The organism is Amycolatopsis sp. NPDC028719, from assembly GCF_055565395.1.
In genome coordinates this window covers 703484-720536 of sequence record NZ_JBVHUL010000002.1, presented here as the reverse complement: position 1 = coordinate 720536, position 17053 = coordinate 703484, and the positions used below count along the sequence as shown (strand labels likewise).

Sequence of the window (17053 nt, the reverse complement as noted above, 5' to 3'; positions counted from 1 at the left end):
ACTCATGACCCGGACGCCCGCCGGCCCAAGACTGGAGACAACGGAGGGGCGAGGGCTTCACCGATCCGAGTGTCAGGAGTGCACAGGATGACGACTTCATCGGGCGACGTTTTCCAGAACGAGCAGGGTGCCGGTGGTTCGGGCGGGAATCAGTTCAACGAGCAGGCCTCGACCGGGGGTTCGGGGAACATTTTCCAGAACGAGCAGGGGTCCGGTGGCCACGGCGGGAATCAGTTCAACGAGCAGGCTTCGACGGGTGGCGGCGGTGGCGACATCTTCCAGAACCAGCAGGGTTCCGGTGGCCACGGTGGGAACCAGTTCAACGAGCAGGCCTCGACCGGCGGCGGCCGTGGCGACATCTTCCAGAACGAACAGGGCTCGGGTGGTTCGGGGGACAACCAGTTCAACGAGCAGGCCTCCACGGGCGGCCGCGGCGGCGACATCTTCCAGAACGAGCAGGGCTCCGGCCGCGGCGGCAGCCAGTTCAACGAGCAGGCGTCCGCCGGCCACCACGGTGACGTGTTCCAGAACGAGCAGGGCTCGGGTGGCCACGGTGGGAACCAGTTCAACGAGCAGGCCTCGACCGGCGGCGGCGTGGGAGACATCTTCCAGAACGAGCAGGGTTCCGGTGGCCACGGTGGGAACCAGTTCAACGAGCAGGCCTCGACCGGCGGCGGCGTGGGAGACATCTTCCAGAACGAGCAGGGCTCGGGTGGCCACGGTGGGAACCAGTTCAACGAGCAGGCGTCCACGGGCGGCCACGGCAACATCTTCCAGAACGAGCAGGGTTCCGGTGGCCACGGTGGGAACCAGTTCAACGAGCAGGCGTCCACGGGCGGCAGCGGGAGCATCTTCCAGAACGAGCAGGGTTCCGGTGGCCACGGTGGCAACCAGTTCAACGAGCAGGCGTCCACGGGCGGCAGCGGGAGCATCTTCCAGAACCAGCAGGGCTCGGGCGGCCACGGCGGCAACCAGTTCAACGAGCAGGCCTCGACCGGCGGCCACGGCAACATCTTCCAGAACGAGCAAGGCGCCGGTGGCCACGGCGGCAACCAGTTCAACGAGCAGGCCTCCACGGGCGGCCACGGCAACATCTTCCAGAACGAACAGGGCGCGAGCGGCCACCACGGCGGAAACCAGTTCAACGAGCAGGCGTCCACCGAGCACCACGGCCACGAGCGCGAGCACCACCACGGCGGCGGGCACCACCACGACCACGACGCCGATCACCACCAGCACGACGTCGACCACTACTGAGCCGGCGCAGGCAAGAGAGCACTGAGGAGCGGTCATGCAGGAGCCGAGCGGCGGGGGGCACATCGCCCTCGACACCCCTCGACCTCGCGGTCAAGGGGGCGAAGGCCTACGGACGGGACGATCTCGTCCAGCGCCTCACCGACGCCCGGCGCCTGCTGTCCGAGCCCGACGTCACCGTCTACGTCGTCGGGGAGTTCAAGCAGGGTAAGAGTTCGCTCGTCAACGCCCTGCTGACCGCGAAGATCTGCCCGGTCGACGACGACATCGCGACCGCGGTGCCGACGGTCGTCCGGTTCGCGCCGGAGTCCGGGGCTCTGGCGACCTACGAGCCGGCCGATCCGTCGTCACCGCCGTGGACCGAGCGGATCTCGCTCGATGACCTGCCGACCCACGTCAGCGAAGCCGGGAACCCGGGCAACGTCCGGAAGCTCAAGTCCGTCACCGCGTCGATCAGCCGCCAGCTGCTCTCCGGCGGGCTGGTGCTGGTCGACACCCCCGGCGTCGGCGGCCTCGGCTCGCTGCACAACGCCGTCACGGTCAGCTCGCTGCCGCGAGCGCACGCCGTCCTCTTCCTCTCCGACGCCTCCCAAGAACTCACCGCCGCCGAGCTGCGGTTCCTGCGGACGGTGAAGGAACTCTGCCCGAGCGTCTTCTTCGTCCTCACCAAGATCGACCTCTACCCGCAGTGGCGGCGCATCCTCGAGCTCAACGCCGGCCACCTCGCCGCGTGCGGGATCGCCATCGACACCGTCGCCGTCTCCTCGGAGCTGCGCACCGTCGCGGCGCGCTCGGCCGACCAGGAGCTGAACGTCGAATCCGGGTTCCCCCAGCTGGTCAAGTGCCTGCAGGGCGTGGTCGGCGACGCCGAACGCTCGGCGCTCAACGCCGTCGGCCTGCACGTCGGGTCCGCGGTCGGCCAGCTCAACGCGGCCCTGCGCGCCCGCCGTACCTCGCTCGCCCACCCCGAGCAGTCCGCCGAGCTCGTCGCGGAACTGACCCGGGTCAACGACCGCGTCGACGCGCTGCGCAGCCAGTCCGCGAAGTGGCAGCAGCTGCTCTTCGACGGCTTCGCCGACATCTCGTCCGATGTGGACTACGACCTGCGCGCCCGCTCCCGCGGTGTGCTGCACGAGGCCGAAGAGGCCATCGAAGAAGGCGACCCCGCCAAGAACTGGGCCGATTTCGAGAAATGGCTGCGCCAGCGCCTCGCGAACGAGACGCTCGAGAACTACGCGACCTTCATCAAGCAGGCCCGCGAAATCGCGACGCGCGTGGCCGAGCACTTCGAGCTCGCCGAATCCCAGGCCGTGCTGCCGCGCGAGGTGCAGGCGCCGGTCCAGGTCGTCGAGGAAATCGACATCGATTCGTCGTTCACCGGCGTCAAGACCCGCGGTTCCACGGGGATGGCCGCGTTCCAGAAGGCCTACAGCGGCTTCCTGATGTTCTCCATGCTCACGAAGATGGCCGCGCTGGCCATCCCGACGCCGTTCGGGGTCGCGGCCGGCCTGCTGATGGGCCGCTCCGGCTTCATGGACGAACGCAAGCGGCAGCTGGAAAAGCGCCGCGGCTTGGCCAAGACGGCGGTGCGCCGGTTCGTCGACGAGTTCAACCTCCAGGTCGGCAAGGACTCCCGTGACGCGATGCGGATCGTCCAAAGAGAACTCCGTGACGCCTACAGCGCGCGCGTCGAGGAACTGCAGCGGTCCCTCACCGAAGCGCTGGCGAACGCGAAGAAGGCGGTCGTCGACGACGACGCCGAGGCGGGCGAGCTGAAACGCCTGGAGGCCGACATCGAAGCCCTCGAAGTGCTCGGCCGCCGCGCCGACGAACTCACCCTGCGCAGCGCCTCCAAAGCCGCGCCCGCGCCCGTCCCGGCGGTGACGCGATGACCCCGCTCTACGTCCAGGTCCGCGGGTTCGTCGCCCGCGCGTGCGCCGGGTACGCCGGCACCCCCGCCGAGCCGCAGCTGCGCCGGATCGCCGGCCGGCTGGCCGAACCGCTGCGCGTCGCCATCGCCGGCCGGGTCAAGGCGGGCAAGTCCACCCTGCTCAACGCGCTCGTCGGCCAGGAGCTCGCGGCGACGGACGCGGGGGAGTGCACCCGCGTCGTCACCTGGTACCGCAACGGCCCGACCTACCGGATCATGCTGCACCCGGTCCGCGGGATGCCGCGCCAGCTGCCGTTCGGGCGCCTGTCCGGCACCCTCGGCCTCGAGCTCGGCATGGCGCCCGGCGACGTCGACCGGCTGGTCGTCGACTGGCCGTCGCCCGCGCTGCGGGTGATGACCCTGATCGACACGCCCGGGCTGGGTTCGGTGCGCTCGGAGGTGTCCGGCCGCACCGAAGCGGCGCTGGTCCCCGAAGGCGACGGAGTCGGCACCGCGGACGCCGTGGTGTACCTGATGCGCCACGTCCACGGCGACGACGTCCGGTTCCTCGACGCCTTCCACGACGACCCGGCGCAGCGGCGCCCGGTGAACACCATCGGCGTGCTCTCGCGGGCCGACGAGGTCGGGCACGCCCGGACCGACGCGCTCGACTCGGCCGCGAAGATCGCCGACCGCTACGCCCGCGACTCCCGCGTCCGCGGGCTCTGCCAGACCGTGGTCCCGGTGGCCGGCCTGCTGGCCAGCTCCGCCGCGTCGCTGAAGGAGTCCGAGTACCGCGCGTTCCGGCTGCTGGCCGCCGCACCGGAAGCGGAGGTCGCCCGGTTGCTGACGTCGGCCGACCGGCTCGCCCGCGCGGAGTCCGAAGTGGACATTCCGGCACCCGAGCGCGCCGAGCTGCTGGCCCGGTACGGCCTGTTCGGCGTCCGGCTGGCGGTCGAGCTGACGCGCGACGGCCTGGTGACCGGCGCCCGGGCGCTGTCGGGCGAGCTGCTGGCCCGCAGCGGCCTGCACCGGCTGCGCTCCCTGCTGACCACCCAGTTCGCCGCGCGGGCCGACGTGCTCAAGGCGCGTTCGGCGCTGCAGGCGGCGGAACTGGTGCTGCGCGCCTACCCGGACCGCACCGGCGGGCTGCTGCACGAATGGGAGCGGATCGTCGCGGGGGCGCACGAGTTCGCCGAGATCCAGCTGATCGACTCCATCCGGCTCGGCGTCGTGCTCTTCACCTCCGACGAGGCCCGCGACGCGGAACGGCTGCTCGGCGCGGCCGGGGTGGACGCGGCGAGCCGCCTGGACCTGCCGGGCAACGCGGGCCGCGCCGCGGTCCGGCAGGCACTCGGCGCGCAGCTGCTGAGGTGGCAGCGGCGCGCCGAGCACCCCGCGTCCCCGCGCGACGTCCGCGACGCCGCCCGCGTGCTGGTGCGCACCTGCGAAGGAATGCTGCTCAGCGAAGCCAGGGCGGAGGTCCTGTCGTGAACGAGCTGCCGAAGAAGATCAAGCGGACGGCCGCGGCCGTCGCCGGCGCCGTCGCGTCGGAGGTGGCGGGCAACGCGCTCACGCCCGGATCGCCCGGTGCGTCGGCACCGCCGCCTCAGCCGGAACCGGCCGCCGCGGAGACTCCGCACGACGTCTCCGCCCACGAGTACGTGCCCGAGGTCGAGACCAGCACCGTCACCCGGGGCGAGGACGGCCACGTCGAGGCGCAGACCGGCACGGTCTGGCACCCGGAGACCGCCGACGGCCTGCCGCTGACGGACCTGCCGACCGTCGAGGAGTTCGAGCAGATCGAAGTCCACGAAGACGAGTTCGGCAACTTCATCATCGACGCGACCGAGCGGTTCGTGGTGCACAACCACGGCCGCGACGAGGTGTACACCGACCACCAGCACGTCGTCGTGCCCGGGGACGGGACGCCGGGCGACACGGACATCGACATCGTCCAGGACGCCGACATCGTCATCCACGAGAACCCGGACGGGACGATCACCGTGGAGCACCAGGGGTCGCTGACCTACGAGCTCACCCCGGACGCGCCGGGGCACGGTGACATCGAGGTGTTCCAGGAGGAGACGGTCATCCTCGACGAGGCCGAAACCGGGCCGCCCGGCATCGACGTCGGGGTCACCGTGGACCAGCAGGCCCGGGCCGACGACCCGTTCGGCGAGCCGGCCGGGCCGACGATCCACCAGACCGAGGTGATCGCCGACAAGGGCCGCGGCGCCACGGTGACCGCGCAGGTCACCGCGCCGGCGCCGTCGCTGCCCGGGACACCGTCGCCGCCGGTCGTGACGTTCGGCCGTCAGCCGTCCACAATGGACACACCGGCGCCGCAGCCGATCGCGGTCGAGTCGACGGCGACGCTGGCGGCGTCGAACTCGCTCGCCGAGCACCCGGTGGTGAAGCACAGTTTCGCCACCGACCGCGAACCGGTGCACCACGACGCCGGCGAGGTCACGGGCACCCGGCCGCACCCCGCGGAGCAAGAGCACCCGTTCGAGCCGCCGCGGCACCACGAACCGCCCTTGGAGTCACCACCCGATCCGCACCACGAGCCGCCGCCGGAACCACCCGGTCCGCCGCTGAACGAAGAGCACGAAGAGCACCACACGCAGGACGGGGAACCGGACCGGGTTCCGGACGAGCACCCGACTTTCGATCACGCGCACACCGGCGGCGGAGGCTGACATGGGCTATGGACTGGGCATCGACCTCGGCACGACCTTCACGGCCGCCGCCGTCGACAGTGCCGGCCACGTCGAAATGGTGTCGCTCGGCGACCGCACGGCGGCCATCCCGTCGGTGGTGTTGCTGCGGGCCGACGGCGGCGTGCTGGTCGGGGACGCGGCGAGCCGGCGCGCGGCCGTCGAGCCGGACCGGGTGGCGCGGGAGTTCAAGCGGCGCCTGGGTGACCCGACGCCCGTGCTGCTCGGTGGCGCGCCGCACTCGGTGGCGTCGCTGATGGCGCACCTGCTCGGCTACGTGGTGCGGACGGTGGCCGGGCAGCAGGGCGGCCGGCCGGACCGGATCACGCTGACGCACCCGGCGAACTGGGGGCCGTACAAGCGGGAGCTGTTCGAGCAGGTGCCGCGACTGACCGGGATCGACCGCGTCGGCCTGATCACCGAGCCCGAAGCGGCGGCGGCGCACTATGCCGCTCAAGAGAGATTGGACGACGGCGCGGTCGTCGCGGTGTACGACCTCGGCGGCGGCACGTTCGACGCGACGGTGCTGCGCAAGCGCGGCAACGGCTTCGAGATCCTCGGCACGCCGGAGGGCATCGAGGGCCTCGGCGGCGTCGACTTCGACGAAGCGGTGTTCGGGCACGTCGACCGGGCGCTCGACGGGAAGCTGTCGCAGATCGACCCGGACGACGCGGGGGCGGTGGCCGCGGTCGTGCGGTTGCGCCAAGAGTGCGTGCTGGCGAAGGAGGCACTGTCGGCCGACACCGAGACGGCGGTGCCGGTGCTGCTGCCGTCGGTGCAGACGGAGGTGCGGCTGACCCGCGGTGAGTTGGAGGAGATGATCAGCCCGTCGATCACGGCGACGATCGGCTCGCTGCACCGCGCGCTGCGCTCGGCGAACCTCCGGCCGGCCGACCTCGGGGCGGTGCTGCTGGTCGGCGGCTCGTCGCGGATCCCGCTGGTGTCCCAGCTGGTGTCGGCGGAGCTCGGCCGCCCGACGGCGGTCGACATCCACCCGAAGTACGGGGTCGCACTCGGCGCCGCGGCGCTGGCATCGGGCCGGTCGGGGCTGGTCCAGGCGACGCGTTCGCAGCCGGTCCCTCCGCCACCGCCCGCGGTGCCGCGCGTGCCGGCGCCGCGCGAGGAGACGAAGGAGCTGGCGACAACCGGGTTCGGCGCGGGCGCACCGCCGCCGTCGCTGGGGCGGGCCAAGTCCGAGGCCACCCCGGGTAGGCGGGCCTCGCGCCGCGGGGTCGTGGTGGGGTTGTGCGCGGTGGCGGTGGTGGCGATCGGCGGGGTGGCGGTGGCGGTCGCGAGTTCGGGCGGCGCCCCGGCGGGCAGCACGCCCCCGGCGACGAGTTCGGCGGCCGAGACGCCGACGCTGGTGACGTTGCCGTCCCCGGAGGCCCCGGAGACGACACACGCGACCCAGGCGGCCCCCCGCACGAACCCGGCGACGACCCGGCGCAAGACCCCGCCGAGGACGACCTCGCCGACCCGCACGACCACCCCGACGACGACCACCACCCCGACGACCACGACCACGAAGCCGACGACGTGAGGTGAGAGGTCCCGGCAGAGCAAGGGGTCCGCCGGACCAGGCTCGGTGCCGGGTCGCGGAGAAGTGGGCAGCCGCAGGGCCGGGGCCGACCTGGTGCCGCGCCGCGGGCGGGAACGGGCTGCCGGGTGCCGGGGTCGGGTCGGCGGCGGATGCGGTTCGAGGCCCGGGCCGCTGCTCGGCGCGGGAAGAATGCATCTCCCGCACCGCCGGTAATCTCGCCGCATGGTGGCAGAGCACGTGATCGTGACGTCCACGACCGACTCCGAGACCGCGGCCCGGGCGCTGGCCGCGCAGGTGATCGAAGAACGGCTGGGCGCCTGTGCGCAGGTCGTCGGGCCGGTGACCAGCGTCTACCGCTGGGAAGGCGAGGTGCGGACCGACCAGGAGTGGCGCGTCGAGATCAAGACGACCGCCGCCCGGGTGGCCGCGCTGACCGAGCGGATCCGGCAGCTGCACGCCTACGACCTGCCCGAGGTCGGCGCGACCCCGATCGAAGGCGGCAGTGCGGACTACCTCGCCTGGGTGACCACCGAAGTCCAAAACGGTGGTTAGCTGCGAGGCATGGATCTCGGAACGCGCTTCGCCACCCTCACCACCGCCCACCTCGCCGACGCGTGCATCCGCGCCGGCCTGCCGGTGCGCTGCGCCCCGGCGCCGACGCGCGCGGTGGTGCCCGGCAGCCGCCTGCTCGGGCCGGCGGTCCCGGCCCGGCACGTCGGCAGCGTCGACGTCTTCCTGGAGGCCTTCGAGCACGCCGGCCCCGGCGGGGTGCTCGTGGTCGACAACGGCGGCCGGCTCGACGAAAGCTGCGTCGGCGACCTCGTCGTCCTCGAGGCGCGCGCGGCCGGGCTCGCCGGGGTCGTGATCTGGGGCCTGCACCGCGACACCGCCGACATCCGCGCGATCGGGCTGCCGGTCTTCAGCCTCGGCTCGATCCCCACCGGCCCGCTGAGCCTGGGCCCGCGCATCGACGGCGGGCTCGCCGAAGCGATCGTCGGCACCTGGCGGATCGGCCCCTCGGACCTGGTCGCCGGCGACGACGACGGCGTCGTCTTCCTCCCGCTGGACCGCGCGGACGAGCTGTTCACCCTCGCCGAAGGCATCCGCGACACCGAACGCCGCCAGGCCGAGCGGATCCGGGCCGGCGAACCGCTGCGCGAGCAGGTTCGCTTCGCCGAGTTCCTCGCCGCACGCGAGGCGGACCCGGGCCGGACGTTCCGCGCGCACCTGCGGGCCGTCGGCGGCGCGATCGAGGAGTAACCCGAAAGTGTGATGTTCAGCCGAAAAGGGTATCCCGAGGACGGCGTGGGAGGCAGAACATGACCATCCTGAACGACTTCGGCCGGGACATCGAATACCACTTCACCCGCGGTCTGCGGGCCTACCTCGCCCGGGTCGCCCGCGCCCTCGGCGTCGGGTTCGAGTCGTGTTCCCTCGACCTCGACGTGCCCACCTCCGGCTACCTCGCCCTCGACCGCGCACTCGCGGGCCGGCCCGGCCACGACCTGGCGCTGATCTGGGACGAGGTGCACGGCTGGTCGGCGGTGGCCGAGTCCGCGACCGGCGACGGGCCGGAAGTGCTGGCCTACCTCGGCGGGCCCGAAGTCGTGCCGCCGCCGCGGGCGGTCGCGAGGTTCGTCGAGCTGCTGCCGGTCGGCGGCCCGTCACGCCCGCCGGTGCTGCGGGCGCCCGGCCGGCACGAGGATCTCCTCGAGCTGCTGCCGGTGACCGGGCCCGAAGGACTGCTACGGGCGAGTTCTCCGGCGTGGTGACGCGCTTAGGATGGGCCGGCAGCGATCCGTCCAGCGAGGGAACCCCGTGAGCAGTGCCGATGCCCCGAAGCCCGTCCGCGTCCTCCTGGTGGAGGACCACGACATGGTGGCGGAGGCGCTGCAGCTGGCCCTCGACCGCGCCGACGGGATCACCGTGGTCGGCCGGGCCTCCTCCCGCGCGGAAGCCGTCGCCGACGCGCGCGAGCACGAACCGGACGTCGTGGTGCTGGACCGGCGCCTCGCCGACGGCGACGCCCTCGGTGTCATCGCGGAGCTGGGTGAAGGCGGCGCGCGCGTGCTGGTGCTGACCGGCGACGCGACGCCGTCGATCGCCGTGCAGGTCGCGAAGGCGGGGGGAGCCGGGCTGCTGCTCAAGTCGTCGCGGCTCGGCGTGCTGGAGTCGGCGGTGCGCGACGTCGCCGCGGGCGGCGTGGTCTTCGACCCGGAGCTGCTGCCCGAAATGTTCGACCGGCTCACCGGCCGGCGGCCGCGCGGCGCGGAGCTGACCGCGCGCGAGCGGGAGACTCTCGACCTGCTCGCGGAGGGCGCCACCACCGAGGAGATCGGCGCGCGGCTCGGCGTCTCCCGCAACACCACGCGCAACCACGTCCAGCGGGTGCTGGAGAAGCTCGGCGCGCGCTCGAAGCTCGAAGCGGTCGCCGTCGCGCGCCGGGAGGGCCTCCTCGGCTGATGCACCTGCATCAGCCGGGCGGCCCGGTTTGCATCTCGTGTGCCGGGGCGCCGCCCGGCAGGCTGGACGCGTGGACGTCCCGGCACCGCTCGTCGCGGAGTGCCGCCTGACCGATCCGGCGGGCGGCCTGGCCGCCGTGCGCCGGTTCGCCCGGCTCACCCTGACGGCCTGGGCCTGCGGCACCGTCGTCGACGACGCCCTGCTGATCGTCACCGAGCTCGCGACCAACGCCCTGCAGCACGGCTCCGGCCACCCGGTCCTCCGGCTGAGCGCCGGCGCCGGGCACGTCCGCATCGAGGTCTTCGACGACGACCCGGCGCCACCCGTGCGGCGGCCACCGGGTGCCGACGGCGGCTGGGGCCTGGCCCTCGTCGAGCGCCTGTCCCTGGCCTGGGGGACCGCGCGCCACGGCCTGGGAAAGGTGGTCTGGTGCGCGTTGTCCGCACCGTCGGCCGAGCTCGCCGGCTGACGCGCCGTGCCGGGCGGGCGCGCGTCCGGCACAGTTGCCGCATGGACGACCGCGCGCTCGTGATGCTGGATGCCGAAGGCCGGGTGGTGAGCTGCACCGCCGAGGCCGGCCGACTCACCGGGTGGTCGGCGGCCGAAGCCGTCGGCCGGCCCTTCGGGGCGCTTCTCGGGCGCTTGCGCGCGGGCGTCGTGCTCACGCCGGTGTTCGATCCGCAGCAGCGGCCGCAGGGGTTCGAGGCGGTCCTGTGCGACCCGGTGCCGGAACCACCGGGGATCGCCGCCGAGGAAGCGTTGCGGGAGAGCGAAGAGCGGTTCCGGCTGCTGGTGCAGAGCGTGCAGGACTACGGGATCTTCATGTTGGACCGGGGCGGGCACATCTCGAGCTGGAACGCCGGTGCGGAACGCATCAAGGGCTGGTCGGCGGCGGAGGCCATCGGACGGCACTTCTCGATGTTCTACCCGCCGGAGGACGTGGCGGCGGGCAAGCCGGCGCGGGAGCTGGAAACCGCGGTGGCGAACGGACGTCTCGAAGACGAGGGCTGGCGGGTCCGCAAGGACGGCACGCGCTTCTGGGCGAACGTCGTGATCACGGCGTTGTTCGACGACCGGCACCGGCTCCAGGGCTTCGGCAAGGTCACCCGCGACATGACCGAGCGCCGCAACGCCGAGCAGGCCCTGCGCGATCGCCGCCGGCTCGTCGGCCACCTCGTCGAAGCGCAGGAGATCGAACGGCGCCGGATCGCCTGGGACGTCCACGACGAGTCGATCCAGTCCATGGTCGCCGTCGGCATGCGCCTGCAGCTGCTCGCCTCCCGGCTGCCGGAGCCGCACGCGAGCGCCGTCGCGGGGCTCGACGAATCGGTGCAGGCCGCCATCGGCAGGCTGCGGGGCCTGGTGTCCCGGCTCCGGCCGCCGGAGCTGGACCGGCACGGCCTGGTCGAGGCCGTCTCCGCCTACCTCGACGAGGTCGCGGGCCGCTGGGGGCTCGCGCACTCGGTGCGCGACGAGCTGACCACCGAGCCGTCGGCCGCCGCGGCGATCACCGGGTACCGGATCTGCCAGGAAGCGCTCAGCAACGTCCACAAGCACGCCCGCGCCACCCGGATCGACCTGCACTTGTCCACAGTGGACAACGGGATGCTCGTGCGGATCACCGACGACGGCGCCGGCACAGCGGAGGAGGACGCCGGGGCCGGCCACTTCGGCCTGGTCGAGATGCACGAGCGGGCCGAAGCGGCGAACGGCTGGCTGTCGGTGACGAGCACGCCCGGCCGCGGCACGACCGTCGAATTCTGGCTGCCGATGCTGCCCGACGCGACGGGACTCGAACCGTGACCGAGGTGCGCGTGCTGATCTCCGACGACGACGAGATGATCCGCGCCGTCCTCAAGGAGGTCCTCGACGAGGAGCCCGACATCGCCGTCGTGGCGGTCGCCCGCGACGCGGACGAGGCGATCCGGCTCGCCGAGCACCACCGCCCCGCGGTCGCGGTCCTCGACGTCCGGATGCCGGGCGGCGGCGGGGCCCGGGCGGCGCGCGAGATCGCCCGGTGCAGCCCGGACACCGCCATCCTGGCCTTCTCGGCCTACGCCGACCGGGTGTCGATGGCCGGGCTGGCCGCGGCCGGCGTCACCGAATACCTCGTGAAGGGCGTGCCCAACACGAAGATCGTCGAAGCCGTCCGGCGGCTGGGACAGCAGCCCGCGTGACCGGTCAGCCGACCGGCCGGGGGCTGATCACCCCGTAGAAGTCCATCGGCAGCAACGTGAACAGCCGCCGCACGGCCCGCGACCCGCCGGGGTCCACCGTCAGGCGGGCGCCGGCGGCGTCGGCGAGGAGCTGGGCGCGCAGCAGCGAGTTCAGCCCGGCGACGGAGAAGAACGTGACGTCGGTGAGGTCGATGACGACCTCGCCGACCGGGCCGCGGATGCGCGAACGCAGGACTTCGTCGAGTCGGCGAGCGGTGTTCAGGTCGACCTCGCCGGCCACCCGGACGAGCACGGTGCGCGGGGTGGGGCGCGTGACGTGCAGGGACAGGTGACCGCCGACGCCGATGCGGCCGGCGGTGATGAGCTCGTGGTCGGCCGAGCGAGGTTCGGGAACCATCGCGGGCACACCCTTTCGTCGGGCAGCGGTGGCGGGCCGGACGAAGGCGGAAGGGTGGTGGGCCGGTGGGCGCAGCCTGCCGCCCGGGCGCGGAACGTCCGGCAGCGGCTGACGGCTCAACCGTGAATCTTCACCATAGTGCATCTGTACTAACCCGACCACCGGGGCCGTCCGGTCGAGTGGTCCGCCGGCGGCCCCGCGCCGGCACCGCCACGCCGGCGGCGAGGAAGGAGCATCCGTGTCCACCACCGTCGTCAACCTCAAGGGCCACCGCGACGACCCGGACTACGCCGACGTCGTCTACGTCGGGCGCGCCGTGCACCGGGGTGGCTGGCACCTCGCGGGATCGAAGCTCGCCAGCCCGTTCAGGCCCGGCAAGGACGGCTCCCGCGAAGAGGTCCTCGCCCGGTACCGCGAGCACCTGCTGTCCCGGCCGGACCTGCTCGCCCTCCTGCCCGGCCTGCGCGGGAAGCGGCTCGGGTGCTGGTGCGTCCCCGAGCTCTGCCACGCCCAGGTGATCGCCGAAATCGCGGATCACGGCCCGTAACGAATCGCACCCCCTCCGCGAGTAACCTGGCGACACGAGGGGGTGATCGGTGGTGCCCGCGCGACGTCACGGCGGCTTCGATCAGGCTGAACTCCCGGCGGCTCACCGGATCAGGTGGTGGCTGGCCGCGATGACGGCCGGGCTCGTCGCGGCCGGCTTCGCCGTCGTGCCGTACCTGCCGTTCTTCCAGGGCTGGACGTTCGTCCGCGACCCGAAGGTCGCGACCGTCGTCACCTGGACCGTGCTGCAGACGTCCGTCGTCGTCATCTCCGCGGTGCTGACGCTGTACTTCGTCGGCCGGGCCCGGCTGGAGGCCGCCGCCTTCCGCGCCAACCAGATCGACATCCGCCTCTTCGCCGACGAGCGTCCCGACGGCAGCCACGACCGCGAGATCGACTCCGCCGTCGAGCTGACCGCCGCGTTCAAGCGGATCCTCAACGAGTCCCGGCTCTACACGCCGACGCCGGTGCCGGGTGCGAGCAGCTCCTACGACTTCATCCAGATCGTCGAGCACGCCGGCGACTCGGTGGAAGGCTGGTGGAAGGCCGCCACCAAGCTGGTCCGGCTCGCCCAGCCGCCCGCCGCGTTCACCGTCACCGGCACCGTCCGGCCGGGCAACACCACCGGCCGCTACCAGCTCATCCTGGAGCTCGTCCGCGTCCCTCGGTTCGCGGCCAGCCCGCTGGTGATCGAGGACGAGAACTGGCCGCGCGTGCTGCACCGCGCGGCGAACGCGGTCGCCGCGCTGGTCATCCCGCGCAGCGCCTACGTCCGCACGAACATCCACTGGGCCGCCTGGCGGGGCGCGAAGATCCCGTACGAGCTGTTCGACGCCTACCAGCGGGCCAACCACTTCATCGTCCACCGCCGCTACGACGAAGCCCTCGCCGAGTACTACCGCGCGGTCAGCCTCGATCCGTCGAACGTCTACATCAGACTGGAGATCGCCGCCCTGCAGGAGCAGCTCGACCTGCACCTCGACGCGCTCGCCACCTACGACGACGTGATCACCGTCTGCAGCCGGGGCCACCCGAAGCTGGCGCGGTGGTGGATCGGCCCGGACTTCGCGCGCCAGCCGCGGCACGCGGGCCGCGGGCGGGCCGTCGCGCTGCTGATCGCCCGCTACCGGCACGCGCTCGTGCTCGGCCACGGCGACTCCGTGGCCGGCTCGTGGTGGGTGCGGCGCACGACGGCGGGCGCACCCGGCGACGCGCGGGCGCTGCGCCGAGCCGAGCTGAGGGTGGCGCTGGAGCTGCGGTTCCGCCGGTACGTCGACCTCGACGTGCGGGTCCGGCCGTACGCGATCCCGCCGGAGAAGCGGCTCGAGCTGCATCGCCGCGTGCTGAAGGTGCCGGTCGACGAGCTGGTCGTCCAGGACGCGACGCCGGCGCAGCTGGCCGAGTACAACCAGCGGGCCGCCGAGATGCGCTCGTACTTCTGCGCGTTGTCGCAGTACGAGATCGAACGGCTCGTCGCGGACTACCGGCGGTTCGGCCGGCGCTGGCGCAGCACCTGGCAGCAGCTGACGAACCGCGCGCTCGACCTGTCGCTGGTCTGGGCGGTGGTGCGGCGCGCGATGGCCGACGTCGAGCCGGTGACCGGCGCGGTCCCCGCGCCCGCGGTCGCGTACCCGGGCAGCCGCGTGCGGCTCGCCGACGTCTGCCCCGACCGCCGCTGGCCGCCGGACCCGCGGGCGATCGACGAGACCGTCGAAGCCCAGGGCTCCCGCAGGTCGTGGGAGGAGTGCTACAACGCGGCGAGCGTGTATGCCGTAGCGATGCTCGAGGTCGGCCCGCGCGGCGAACGCGACCTCCGCGACCGCGCGCGCAACCCGCGTCTCGTGGGCCCAGCGCGTGACGAGGTGGCCCGCCGCGCGGTCCGCGAGCTCTACCACGCCGCGACGATCAGCCACAGCGGCCGGCTGTCCGAGCGCCGGTCGTGGGTGATGGGGGAGGACCCCGACCTCGTCGCGCTGCGCGGGCACGAGCTGTTCCGGGTCTTCGAGATGGTCACGTTCTCGCCGGACCGCGCCGCGCCGCTGCGGCCGCAGCGCGCCCACGTCTGGGAGCAGGTCAGCTACGTCCGGCAGCTCGTCGGGGAGATCGCCGCCTGCCGCGCGCACTTCTGGCGCGCCCGCGCCCTCGACACCGGCGAGGGCCCGGACGGCCGGACGCTCGACCGCTGGCGCGCGGCCGACCGCGACGCCTGGCGCAAGCTGACCGAGCTCGCGACCGGCAAACAGGACTGGTACACGCGGTACCAGGCGATCTGCGCGTTCCGCGCGTGGTCGGCCGACTCGGGCTACCCGGGGTCGATCACGGGATTCCCGCTGTACTGCGAGGAACGGCTGCACGCCCAGCTGCGCGGCGCAGCGGGCCGGCGCGTGAAGACGGGCCTGGACCCGAACGTGGTGGTCCGCGAATACGTCCGCCAGTGCGACCAGCGCCTCGACCGGCTGGCCGCCGACATCGCCGAGCTCGAGCACTCCCTGGTGGCGGAAGACGGCTTCGCGGCCCGCGCGGAGTTGTGGACGGCCCTGTCCGCGTGGTTCGACGACGACGTCGCGGACGGCTCCTCCGCCGACGAGCGGCGTGAGCGGTTCCGGAAGCTCCTCCGGGCCTAGGACCGCCGCGTGTAGCGGTGCTTCACCCCGACCGGGAAGTACTCCGGATCGCCGGCCGGGCGCACGACGACGTCCGGCAGCTGCCGCTCGGCGGGGACGTAGTGCGCGAACTCGCTGTTGAGCCTCTTCAGCTGCTCGCGCACCGACTCGGCGATCCGGCTCGCGTCGGCGGTCGCGCCCGGTGCCGTCTCGACCGTGATCCGCAGCCGGCGGTCGTGGTCGGCGTCCTCCACCGACTCGATGACGAACTTGCCCGTCACCGTGTCGCTGATCCCCGGCTGCTCCAGGCCCACGGTGACGTTCTCCGGGTAGACGTTCGCGCCGAAGAACGACACCGTGAACAGCGACCGGCCGAACACGTACACGAACGGCAGCTCCGGCCCGGGCGGCGGCGCGAAGCCGTGGCGGGCGCAGATGTCCAGCAGGCCGGCGTGCGGCAGGAGGCCGCCGTCGTCGGCGATGTGGTAGCGGATCAACGGGATTCCGCCGTCGCCGGTGAAGACGAGCGTGCCCTCGTGCTCCTCGAAGAAGCGGCTCGCCGGGTCGTACTGCACGAGCGTCGGGAGGCGCGCGTCGCCGAAGACCTCGCGGGCCAGGTCCGGGCGGCCGGCGAAGAACCGGCGGATGCCCGCCGACAGCGGGGTTTCGGTGCCGAGGACGCCCGCGTCGGCCGTGCCGTACAGCGACGCGATGTCCCGGACCGGGTCGGCGATCCCGGCCCGCCGGGCCACGAGCTCGCGCCACTGCTCGCTGAAGACTTCGCCGGCCAGCACCAGCTTGACCGCGTACGCGGGCCAGTCGACGCCTTCGGCGAGGCCGGTGTCGACGACGTCCTTGACGAACGGCGGGTAGCCCAGCAGCACCACCTGCTCGAAGTGCGGCGCGAGCTCGGGGAGCACGCGCAGGATCTCCGCCTTGGCGTTGCCCGGCGCCACGACGGTGATCGGGCAGCCCTTGGCCGCGAGGTGGCGCACGCACGCGGTGGTGAAGAGGCCGCCGACCCAGGTGCCGAGCGGGAAGCAGACGACGGCGAGGGTGCTGCGCCGGTCGGCCTCGAACGCGTCCACGAGCACGGTTTCGAACCGGCGCGCGACGTGCAGCTCGTCCTCGAGCGCGCGCGGCCAGATCGTCGGGTGGCCGCTGGAGCCGGAGGAGACGGCGATCATGTCGTTGCCCGCGAACGTCCCGCCGCGGCACAGCTCGGGCAGCGGGTACTTGCGGTGGTAGCCGGCCTTGTCGAGGAGTGGCAGCTTCCGGAAGTCGGCCATGGTCACGACGGTTTCCGGGGCGATCCCGTGCTCCCGCAGGAACTTCCGATACGCGGGTACGGTCTCGGCGGTGCGGCGGAAGAGGTCGAGGACGTGGGTTTCGGACGAAGGTTCGGGCGGGCCGAAGAAGGTGTCGAACGCCTGCCGCACGCGGGTCTGCCGACCGAGGTCCATGATCGGAGCATAGCCGCGGG

General features: G+C 72.9%; 16 protein-coding genes. 14 read left to right on the top strand and 2 right to left on the bottom strand.

The annotated features are described in order from the left end of the window. Nucleotides 1-87: 87 nt before the first annotated feature. From ACZ4TR_RS11380 to ACZ4TR_RS11325, 12 genes are all read left to right on the top strand, one after another. Nucleotides 88-1257, top strand: coding sequence for a glycoprotein (locus tag ACZ4TR_RS11380; protein WP_465286938.1), 1170 nt, complete (start codon nt 88-90; stop codon nt 1255-1257). After that, nucleotides 1254-3146 (top strand): dynamin family protein, encoded by a 1893-nt coding sequence (locus tag ACZ4TR_RS11375; RefSeq protein WP_465287347.1) that lies wholly within the window; start codon nt 1254-1256, stop codon nt 3144-3146. Before ACZ4TR_RS11380 ends, ACZ4TR_RS11375 begins: the two co-directional genes overlap by 4 nt. Then, the gene (locus ACZ4TR_RS11370) at nt 3143-4618 is read left to right on the top strand and encodes a dynamin family protein (protein WP_465286937.1); all 1476 of its coding nucleotides are present in this window, start codon (nt 3143-3145) and stop codon (nt 4616-4618) included. The genes ACZ4TR_RS11375 and ACZ4TR_RS11370 overlap by 4 nt, the downstream gene beginning before the upstream one ends. Further along, nucleotides 4615-5826, top strand: coding sequence for a hypothetical protein (locus ACZ4TR_RS11365; RefSeq protein ID WP_465286936.1), 1212 nt, complete (start codon nt 4615-4617; stop codon nt 5824-5826). Before ACZ4TR_RS11370 ends, ACZ4TR_RS11365 begins: the two co-directional genes overlap by 4 nt. A gap of 1 nt (nt 5827) precedes the next feature. Further along, nucleotides 5828-7384: an Hsp70 family protein gene (locus tag ACZ4TR_RS11360; RefSeq protein WP_465286935.1), complete on the top strand. Its 1557-nt coding sequence runs from the start codon at nt 5828-5830 to the stop codon at nt 7382-7384. 222 nt (nt 7385-7606) lie between these two features. After that, entirely contained in the window at nt 7607-7936 is a 330-nt protein-coding gene (gene cutA / locus ACZ4TR_RS11355; protein ID WP_465286934.1) for a divalent-cation tolerance protein CutA, read from the top strand. A gap of 9 nt (nt 7937-7945) precedes the next feature. Beyond that, nucleotides 7946-8644, top strand: coding sequence for an RraA family protein (locus ACZ4TR_RS11350; protein WP_364526801.1), 699 nt, complete (start codon nt 7946-7948; stop codon nt 8642-8644). A 59-nt stretch (nt 8645-8703) separates the two neighbouring features. Continuing rightward, nucleotides 8704-9156: a DUF6292 family protein gene (locus ACZ4TR_RS11345; RefSeq protein ID WP_465286932.1), complete on the top strand. Its 453-nt coding sequence runs from the start codon at nt 8704-8706 to the stop codon at nt 9154-9156. A gap of 46 nt (nt 9157-9202) precedes the next feature. Continuing rightward, nucleotides 9203-9847 (top strand): response regulator transcription factor, encoded by a 645-nt coding sequence (locus ACZ4TR_RS11340; protein ID WP_465286931.1) that lies wholly within the window; start codon nt 9203-9205, stop codon nt 9845-9847. Between the two features lie 70 nt (nt 9848-9917). Next, nucleotides 9918-10316 carry an ATP-binding protein gene (locus tag ACZ4TR_RS11335; RefSeq protein ID WP_465286929.1) on the top strand — a complete coding sequence of 133 codons (399 nt, stop codon included), beginning with the start codon at nt 9918-9920 and terminating at the stop codon, nt 10314-10316. A 41-nt stretch (nt 10317-10357) separates the two neighbouring features. Next, entirely contained in the window at nt 10358-11650 is a 1293-nt protein-coding gene (locus tag ACZ4TR_RS11330) for a sensor histidine kinase (protein WP_465286928.1), read from the top strand. Further along, entirely contained in the window at nt 11647-12024 is a 378-nt protein-coding gene (locus ACZ4TR_RS11325) for a response regulator (RefSeq protein ID WP_465286927.1), read from the top strand. The genes ACZ4TR_RS11330 and ACZ4TR_RS11325 overlap by 4 nt, the downstream gene beginning before the upstream one ends. Nucleotides 12025-12028: 4 nt before the next feature. On the opposite strand, the gene ACZ4TR_RS11320 is transcribed toward ACZ4TR_RS11325, so the two are convergent. Continuing rightward, the gene (locus ACZ4TR_RS11320; RefSeq protein ID WP_465286925.1) at nt 12029-12421 is read right to left on the bottom strand and encodes an STAS domain-containing protein; all 393 of its coding nucleotides are present in this window, start codon (nt 12419-12421) and stop codon (nt 12029-12031) included. Nucleotides 12422-12659: 238 nt separating this feature from the next. On the opposite strand from ACZ4TR_RS11320, the gene ACZ4TR_RS11315 reads away from it, so the two are divergent. Together ACZ4TR_RS11315 and ACZ4TR_RS11310 are read left to right on the top strand one after the other, a co-directional pair. Continuing rightward, on the top strand, nt 12660-12968 hold the full coding sequence (locus ACZ4TR_RS11315) for a DUF4326 domain-containing protein (protein WP_465286923.1): 309 nt from the start codon (nt 12660-12662) through the stop codon (nt 12966-12968). 52 nt (nt 12969-13020) lie between these two features. Then, nucleotides 13021-15591 carry a tetratricopeptide repeat protein gene (locus tag ACZ4TR_RS11310; protein ID WP_465286921.1) on the top strand — a complete coding sequence of 857 codons (2571 nt, stop codon included), beginning with the start codon at nt 13021-13023 and terminating at the stop codon, nt 15589-15591. Here ACZ4TR_RS11310 and ACZ4TR_RS11305 read toward each other — a convergent pair. Continuing rightward, nucleotides 15588-17033 (bottom strand): phenylacetate--CoA ligase family protein, encoded by a 1446-nt coding sequence (locus tag ACZ4TR_RS11305; protein ID WP_465286920.1) that lies wholly within the window; start codon nt 17031-17033, stop codon nt 15588-15590. The genes ACZ4TR_RS11310 and ACZ4TR_RS11305 overlap by 4 nt on opposite strands. Nucleotides 17034-17053: the final 20 nt, after the last annotated feature.